The sequence below is a fragment of the Bernardetia sp. genome, from assembly GCF_020630935.1.
In the GTDB taxonomy this organism is placed as follows: Bacteria; Bacteroidota; Bacteroidia; order Cytophagales; family Bernardetiaceae; genus Bernardetia.
In genome coordinates, this window is the sequence record NZ_JAHDIG010000111.1 from 1 (window position 1) to 7831 (window position 7831).

Sequence of the window (7831 nt, forward strand, 5' to 3'; positions counted from 1 at the left end):
ACAGACCTTGACAATAGTTTTTATAAACTAAATTGTACTACTCAACTACTTAATATTACTACAAAAAAGTAGTTTTATTTTTTAATCTAAATATTTTTTCATGCTTATTTCAAAAAAAACAAACTCTATTTCTTCTTTTTATTCTAACTTTGTCAAAACTTTATTTATTTTAGTCATTTTTTCCATCTTTTTTTCTTCCTGTAAAGACGATGATGATGTTCTTACGCCAGAGCAGAGAGAAGAGCAAAGAATTGAAAACGAGAAACAGACACTTCAAGGCAATTGGGCATTTACCTCATCAACTATCACTACTTCATTAACTATACCTGACAGTACAGATTATCGCAATATCAAATCTACTTTGGGTACAGTAGGAGTAATAAATAATTCACACTTAGAGCTTAACTCTGACGATACTTATATTTTTACAAATCAAATAGTAGGACAAGCAAGTAGCTATACACTTACAGGCAAATGGGATTTGAGTAAAAATGACAAAACTAACTCTGACTTTTTGCTTTTGGAAAATTTTTATCAACAACTTTTTGAACAGTTGGAAGTAGATACAGACTTTTTAGATGATAATTTTGCCGAAAATTTTAATAATTTTCGCATCATGACAAAAACAGATAATACCATCACATTGACAAATAATGCTACACTAACAGAACAAGAGGGGGTAGATGCTCAACCAATAGAAATTTTGGCAGAAGGTAATTATACTATCGAACGCCAGTAAGTTAGTTTGTAGCTATACTCTATAAAAAAACTACTCTTAAATACATGAGAGTAGTTTTTTTATTTTTCAAAATTGAAAGATAGAGTTTTTTCGTAAATTTGTCTTGTCATTTTTTTTGATAAAAATAAATAAAGAATATGGTAAAGATTGGAAATGTAGAGTTAGGAGAATTTCCTCTGTTGCTTGCACCTATGGAAGATGTAAGTGACCCTCCTTTTCGTGCTGTTTGTAAAGAGTGTGGGGCAGATATGATGTACACTGAGTTTATTTCCGTAGAGGGTTTGATTCGTGATGCAGATAAGAGTGTAGAAAAATTAGATATTTTTGATTATGAACGTCCAGTGGGGATTCAAATTTTTGGAGCAGAACTAGATTCTATGCTCAAGGCTACCGAAATTGTAGAAAAAGAAAATCCAGAAGTATTAGATATTAATTTTGGCTGTCCTGTCAAAAAGGTAGTTTGTAAAGGAGCAGGAGCAGGTATTTTGAAGGATATTCCAAAAATGGAACTCCTTACGAAAGAAATAGTCAATAAAACTAACCTCCCTGTTACAGTCAAAACTCGTTTGGGTTGGGATTATGACTCTATTCAGATTTTAGAAGTTGCCAAGCGTTTGCAAGGGGTTGGTATTCAAGCACTTTCCATTCACGGACGTACACGCAAGCAGATGTACACAGGAGAGGCAGACTGGTCATATATTGCAGAAGTCAAAAATAGTCAAGATATTCATATTCCTATCTTCGGAAATGGTGATATTGATTCGCCTCAAAAAGCACTAGAATACAAAAATCGCTTTGGTGTAGATGGCATTATGATTGGGCGTGCTGCTATTGGTTATCCTTGGATTTTTAGAGAAATCAAACATTACTTGAAAACTGGTGAGCTTCTTCCACCTCCAACTTTAAAAGAACGTTTGGATATTTGTAGAAAACACTTTATGTTTTCTTTAGAATGGAAAAAAAGCGAAATTGTAGCTATCAATGAAATGAAACGTCATTATGCAGCCTATTTTAAAGGCTTGAAAGGAATCAAACAATTCAGAATGCGCCTTGTTCAATCTAGTAGTTCAACAGAAGTATTTGATATTCTCAATGAAATTGAAGAGCAGTATGCAGGAGTAGAATTTACTCATGCTTATTAAAATTTATATAAAATTCACATTAACCAATTTTTTTAATAACATGAAATTTTCAAAATCAATTTTTTCAGTTTTACCAGTTTTAGCTATTTTGGTAGCTTTTCTTTTTTCTTCTTGTGGCGAGAGTAATAATATTCATAGAGAACATATTGATGTAAATGCAGTCGGTTTTAAATGGAATATGAGCGATGAGAAAACCTATAAAGTAAATGTAGAAGAAGCTGGAAATTATGATATTTCTATTGAGCTTCGCCACGGAATAGGAGTTCCTTACAAAAATGTATTACTTATCCTTACCTACGAAACACCAGACGGACAAGCAACAGAAGAAAAAGTAGATTTTACACTTCGTGATGAAAATAATCAACCTGTTGGTTCTGGCGTGGGAGATACGTTTGATACAAGACAAGTAGCGATGAGTAATTTTAAGTTAGAAAAAGGAACTTATACATTCAAAATCAGACATGCCGTTCCTCAAGCCGACCCACTTAGTCCAATTTTAGAAGTTGGTTTGGTGGTTGATAAAGTGAAGAAATAAAAAAATTGTAATTATGAAACTCATTCATTTTGACTGGGCGATAAAAAAAATGCTCCGTCATAAAGCTAATTTTGGAATTTTGGAGGGCTTTCTGACCGAACTCTTAAAGTTTGATTTAAAAATTGAACAGATTTTAGAGAGTGAAGGCAACCAAGAAACGGATAGAGATAAGTTCAACAGAGTTGATATTCTCATTCGCACCACCAAAGGCGAACTGATGCTAGTGGAAATACAAAATAGTCCAGAAACAGATTATTTTCATAGAATGATTTATGGTGTTTCGAAGCTCATCACAGAATATGTCAAATTAGGAGATGCCTATTCAGAAGTAAAGAAAGTGTATTCTATCAATATTGTCTATTTTTCTTTAGGACAAGGAGAAGATTATATTTATGAATATGATGGTAAATTTGTAGGAAGGCGTTTGAAGGACGTACTTTTGCCTACCTCACATCAGAAAACAAAGTTTGACATTACCAAAGTAGCTGATATTTTTCCAAAGTATTATATTTTGAAAGTCAATAATTTTGATGATGTGGCAAAAGATACACTAGACGAATGGATTTATTTTCTAAAGAATAGTGAGATAAAAGACAACTTTAAAGCAAAGGGAATAGATGAAGCAAGAGAAAAGATGCGTTATGAGAAACTAGATGAACAAGGTAAAAAAGTATATGACCGTTTTCAAGAAAGCATCAGAATAGAAAAAAGTGTTCTTGAAACTGCTGAAGAAACTGGAGAACAGAGAGGGAAAAAAGAGAAGGCTTTAGAGATAGCTAGAAATTTAAAAAATGCTGGTGTCTCTTCTAAAACTATCTCTCAAACAACTGGACTTTCAGAAAAAGAAATTGAAAATCTTTAAACAATAAAAAAAATACTAAAACATAAAAAATGAATCTCCAACTCATTCCAGCCATTGATTTAATTGATGGTAAATGTGTTCGTCTTACTCATGGCGATTACGATACAAAAAAAATATATAACTCCGACCCTTTAGACCAAGCCAAAATATTTGAAGACAAAGGCATCCAAAGACTACACATTGTAGATTTAGATGGTGCAAAAGTAGGCAAACCTCAACACTTGCAAACGCTTGAAAAAATTGCTTCTCAGACTAATCTAACTATTGATTTTGGAGGTGGAATTAGAGATGCAGAAAGCGTGGAGAGTATTCTTTCTAGTGGTGCAAAGATGGTAAGTGTAGGAAGTATTGCTGTGAAGAAACCAAAAGTTTTTGAAGATTGGCTTTCAGAATTTGGAGGAAAATCTATTTTACTTGCTGCTGATGTTCGTGGCGAAAAGCTACTTACTGATGCTTGGAAAAATGAGAGTGAATTTACCATTTTTGAATTCATAGAAAACTGGAAGCAAAAAGGGCTTACACAGTTTTTCTGTACTGATATTACCAAAGATGGCGCACTAGAGGGCTTAAATGCTGATTTTTATGGAGTGTTAAAAGCCAAGTTTCCTGACCTTACAGTTATTGCAAGTGGAGGCGTAACTAGCCAAGATGACTTAATAGAACTTGACAAACTAGGTGTAGATGGTGCTATCGTAGGAAAAGCTATCTACGAAGAACGTATTCTAATTTAAAATTCTATTAGAGTTGATGCAAACGGAAAGACTATATTTGAGAGAATTCAAATTGCAAGATGCTGGGGATTTATACAGCTTGAATAATGACTTTGAAGTTATCAGATATACAGGAGATAGCCCTTTTGAAAACGTAAAAGAAGCTGAAGAGTTTGTTCAAAGTTATGACCATTACCAAAAATACAGTTTTGGTCGTTGGGCTGTTTTAGACAAAAAAACTAATTCTTTTTTAGGTTGGTGTGGTCTAAAATACTCTCCCAATTTGAACGAACATGATATAGGTTTTCGCTTTTTTAAAAAGCATTGGAACAAAGGATATGCAACAGAAGCAGCGAAATTCTGCATCAAACTAGGTTTTGAGAAATATAACTTAGAGACCATTGTAGGACGAGCAATGAAACAAAACCAAGCCTCTATAAAAGTATTAGAAAAATTAGGAATGACTTTCAAAAAAGACTTTACATTTGATAATCAAAAAGGTGTAATTTATCAAATAACAAATCACTCAATTTAGAAAAATGTTATCCAAAAGAATAATTCCCTGTTTAGATATAAAAGATGGACAAACTGTAAAAGGTGTTCAATTTGAGCAGCTTCGTTTTGCTGGCGACCCTGTCGAACTCGGTACAAAATACGCTAAAGAAGGAGCCGATGAACTCGTTTTCTTAGACATTACAGCAACACACGAAAAGCGTAAAACACTAAAAGAACTTGCACTAAGAATTGCCAAAAACCTCAATATTCCCTTTACTGTCGGAGGTGGAGTGAGTAGTGTTGAAGATGTTTCGGTTCTTTTAGAAGCTGGAGCAGATAAAGTTACCATTAATTCAGCAGCCGTTCTAAATCCCAAATTGATTGAAGAAACTTCTAAAAAGTTTGGAAATCAGTGTATCGTTATTGCTATTGATGCAAAAGTAAATGAAGCTGGAAAGTGGGAAGTTCATACAGGAGGAGGACGCAAAAACTTAGGTATTGACCTCTATGACTGGGCAAAAGAAGCACAAGAACGAGGTGCAGGAGAAATTTTATTTACTTCTATGAGCCACGACGGAACAAAAAATGGTTTTGCCAACGACGTTTATAAAAAATTAGGACAGATTTGTAGCATTCCTATTATTGCTTCTGGAGGCGCAGGAAATGCACAGCATTTTGTAGATGTTTTTGAAGAAGGACAAGCTGATGCAGCTCTAGCTGCCAGTATTTTTCACTTTGGAGAAATTCCTGTTCCAACGCTAAAAAAAGAGCTTTTTGAGAAAGGAATCCATGTTAGAATGTAAAAAAGTAGGACAAAGCCAAAATCTTTGTCCTACTCTCTATTTTACTTCATACTCTTGACTTTCGCCAAAACTTCACTAGGTTCTGCACGCTTTTTATAATCAGCATCTAAGAAAGCATATACAATTTCATTATCTGAATTGATAACGTAAGTTGCAGCCAAAGGCAACGTATAAGAATCATCGCCATTATACTCTTCTATTCCCATATTTTTGTAAGGTGCTTTGATAGATTCATCTAATGGAAAGACAATTCCATATTCTTTTGCTACTTTGTTTCCAGCATCACTCAATACTTCAAATTCAAGCTCATTTTTTTCCTTTGTAGAAAGTGTACTATCTGGAAGCTCTGGACTAATTGCTACAAACTGTATATTTTCTGCTTGCATCTGTGGCAAAATATCCTGCCAAGCTCTCAAAGTAAGATTACAATACGGACACCAACCACCTCTATACCAAGTAATTATGGTGTATCCTTCTTTGGTTTTGTCAGAAAGAGAAATTTGTTCCCCCTTTGCATTTGGTAAAGTAAAATTAGGAGCTTTGTCTCCTTCTTTTTTAGATTTTTCTATAATTCCACTCTCTGCTACTTTCTGAATAGCAGCTTCATAGTTTTTTACTTTTTCTGGGTCTGCTTTTTCCTTAAATAAATTGGCTTTACTTTCTAGTTGTTCTGTCAGAGAAGGCATAGTGGTTTCTGTTGGGTTTGTTTCTGTAATAATTTCTTCCTCTTGTGTTACTGTTTCAATCTGTTCTGCTGCTTGACTGTCTTTTTTAGCAGAACAAGATAAAAAACCAAAACTCAAAAATAGAGAGAGAATACACAAAAGTTTTGAAAAATTGAATGGTTTGTTAGTCATTGTTAATGTTTAGTTTCCTAAAAAAAAATAATATAATTGATGTGTTTTTTTAGAGTACTAGGCATGACATAAAAGTTGTTGGTGTCGCTATGCTAAAACACCTTTTCTATGACACACAGAACAACAAATATCTGTTTATGTCCAGTACTCTAGTATTTTCTTTCCCTTGTTTTATTATTTTTATCCTCATCAACGAGATTTAAAATTTCATTGAGATAAGATATATTTATTTCCATTTGATATTGCAGCCCACACTTTAGTGCCATAAAAGTAACATCTTTATTGGTAAATTAAATTATAATTACTCTAACTTAGAATGATTGTTCCAATAATTGAATAAATTTAATGTAAAATAACAAATCCCCTTTGCATAAAAATACAAAGAGGATTAAAAAATATAGATAAAAAAAATATGGGTTATCTTCCTTGCTCGCTTACCCAGTTGTAAGCAAAATCAGCCATTTCTTGGTCTGTGAATTTGTAGATTTGTTGTAATTTCTCAATCGCTGTTTGAAGTTGTGGCAACTGATTAAATCCATCCGTAACAAAAGTATAAGAAGTAGCAGTTTCATCAGCAGGAGCATTCAGAAGCTCTAAAATTTGGTCAATTTCTGCATCTGTAATAGCTTTATCGCTTGCAGAGATACCCTTCCAACCGTGCAAGAATCCAACAGACTCACTATATGCGTGTAGAGCAGACGATTTATCAGCATCAGTAGCATCTGTTTTGCTAAGTTTCGCACTTGCTGAAAGTAAATAGTTGATTATAGTAGCCATATTTGATTTTTCCCAGTTATAACGGAAGTCAGAAAGTGCTTTATCACGGTCTTGGTTGTAGTCTGCACCTGCTTCAATAGCTGCTTTTGCAGTAATCAAATTATTTTTAATAGCTGTATAAAGACCATTTCCATCGTTTTTATCTCTACGAGCTGCATATTTTGCTGCAAAAACATCTTTATTTTGTTCAGCATTATCGCTATTTGGAAAAGATGGATGCGCTCCAAAAATAGCAACTAACTTATCAATGTCAGTAGCTGTAAGATTATCAGATTTAATAATTGTAAGTGCGTGGTTGTAAAGTGCAGCACCAAAAAGTCCTTTTTCAATAACTTGTTCTAATTCCAAACCATTCTCATCAAACAAATAGCTTCCATAAACTCCCCCATCTCCGGCTGGAGCTTCTGCTGGGTCAAATGTTCCTCCACTTGCTTTTGCTAATTCTGTAAACCAATTAGGCATTCTTTCAGTATAATATGAAGTAGTAATGTCTTTCAAAGACGGGCTACCAGCTTCAAAAGCAGTTGTTAGGCTAGTTTCAGTAACTGTTGCACCACTTCTGCCTGCTTGCATTGTTGAAGACAAAGCAGAAAGATTTGAGCGAACAGCTAACTCTGCACTTGCATTGCTTTCATAGCTTGTGCTTGTATAAGTAGTCGGTACTTCTAACTCAGGAAACGTTTTATCTCCATCATCTTCTTTACAAGAAAACAAAGCTGCTGATAACCCTAGTATAAAAAACGAGTTTTTCCAGTTAAATTTCATATTATAATTGTTTTAGTTTGTTAATTTACTTTATTTAGACTAATTTTAAATAACAAAAGTACAGTACCGTTTTTAAAAATGCAAGCAGGAAAGAAAAATTTTGCCAACTTCCAGTTCTATAAATCAAAAATTAGTATATCATTTTT

General features: G+C 33.7%; 9 protein-coding genes. 7 read left to right on the forward strand and 2 right to left on the reverse strand.

Translation table 11 applies throughout. The annotated features are described in order from the left end of the window. Positions 1-100 precede the first annotated feature (100 nt). The 7 genes from QZ659_RS19465 (at position 101) to hisF (ending at position 5286) form a co-directional block, all read left to right on the forward strand. Positions 101-739 (forward strand): hypothetical protein, encoded by a 639-nt coding sequence (locus QZ659_RS19465; protein WP_291728564.1) that lies wholly within the window; start codon positions 101-103, stop codon positions 737-739. Positions 740-876: 137 nt separating this feature from the next. Continuing rightward, positions 877-1881 (forward strand): tRNA dihydrouridine synthase DusB, encoded by a 1005-nt coding sequence (dusB, locus tag QZ659_RS19470; RefSeq protein WP_291728566.1) that lies wholly within the window; start codon positions 877-879, stop codon positions 1879-1881. A gap of 40 nt (positions 1882-1921) precedes the next feature. Continuing rightward, on the forward strand, positions 1922-2416 hold the full coding sequence (locus tag QZ659_RS19475; RefSeq protein ID WP_291728568.1) for a gliding motility lipoprotein GldH: 495 nt from the start codon (positions 1922-1924) through the stop codon (positions 2414-2416). Positions 2417-2429: 13 nt separating this feature from the next. Next, positions 2430-3278 carry an Rpn family recombination-promoting nuclease/putative transposase gene (locus QZ659_RS19480; RefSeq protein ID WP_291728570.1) on the forward strand — a complete coding sequence of 283 codons (849 nt, stop codon included), beginning with the start codon at positions 2430-2432 and terminating at the stop codon, positions 3276-3278. A 29-nt stretch (positions 3279-3307) separates the two neighbouring features. Further along, positions 3308-4009, forward strand: coding sequence for a 1-(5-phosphoribosyl)-5-[(5-phosphoribosylamino)methylideneamino]imidazole-4-carboxamide isomerase (gene hisA, locus QZ659_RS19485; protein WP_291728572.1), 702 nt, complete (start codon positions 3308-3310; stop codon positions 4007-4009). 16 nt (positions 4010-4025) lie between these two features. Continuing rightward, positions 4026-4523 carry a GNAT family N-acetyltransferase gene (locus tag QZ659_RS19490; protein ID WP_291728574.1) on the forward strand — a complete coding sequence of 166 codons (498 nt, stop codon included), beginning with the start codon at positions 4026-4028 and terminating at the stop codon, positions 4521-4523. Positions 4524-4527: 4 nt separating this feature from the next. Further along, entirely contained in the window at positions 4528-5286 is a 759-nt protein-coding gene (gene hisF / locus QZ659_RS19495; RefSeq protein WP_291728576.1) for an imidazole glycerol phosphate synthase subunit HisF, read from the forward strand. Between the two features lie 41 nt (positions 5287-5327). Here hisF and QZ659_RS19500 read toward each other — a convergent pair whose 3' ends face one another. Both QZ659_RS19500 and QZ659_RS19505 read right to left on the reverse strand, forming a co-directional pair. Further along, the gene (locus QZ659_RS19500; RefSeq protein WP_291728579.1) at positions 5328-6143 is read right to left on the reverse strand and encodes a peroxiredoxin-like family protein; all 816 of its coding nucleotides are present in this window, start codon (positions 6141-6143) and stop codon (positions 5328-5330) included. A gap of 417 nt (positions 6144-6560) precedes the next feature. Continuing rightward, the gene (locus tag QZ659_RS19505) at positions 6561-7685 is read right to left on the reverse strand and encodes a DUF4856 domain-containing protein (RefSeq protein ID WP_291728581.1); all 1125 of its coding nucleotides are present in this window, start codon (positions 7683-7685) and stop codon (positions 6561-6563) included. Between the last annotated feature and the right edge of the window lie 146 nt (positions 7686-7831).

Coding starts and splice junctions, on each gene's coding strand:
- hisA (WP_291728572.1), top strand. CDS start 3,308: ATGAATCTCCAACTCATTCCAGCCATTGATTTAATTGATGGTAAATGT.
- QZ659_RS19500 (WP_291728579.1), bottom strand. CDS start 6,143: ATGACTAACAAACCATTCAATTTTTCAAAACTTTTGTGTATTCTCTCT.
- dusB (WP_291728566.1), top strand. CDS start 877: ATGGTAAAGATTGGAAATGTAGAGTTAGGAGAATTTCCTCTGTTGCTT.
- QZ659_RS19490 (WP_291728574.1), top strand. CDS start 4,026: ATGCAAACGGAAAGACTATATTTGAGAGAATTCAAATTGCAAGATGCT.
- QZ659_RS19475 (WP_291728568.1), top strand. CDS start 1,922: ATGAAATTTTCAAAATCAATTTTTTCAGTTTTACCAGTTTTAGCTATT.
- QZ659_RS19480 (WP_291728570.1), top strand. CDS start 2,430: ATGAAACTCATTCATTTTGACTGGGCGATAAAAAAAATGCTCCGTCAT.
- QZ659_RS19465 (WP_291728564.1), top strand. CDS start 101: ATGCTTATTTCAAAAAAAACAAACTCTATTTCTTCTTTTTATTCTAAC.
- hisF (WP_291728576.1), top strand. CDS start 4,528: ATGTTATCCAAAAGAATAATTCCCTGTTTAGATATAAAAGATGGACAA.
- QZ659_RS19505 (WP_291728581.1), bottom strand. CDS start 7,685: ATGAAATTTAACTGGAAAAACTCGTTTTTTATACTAGGGTTATCAGCA.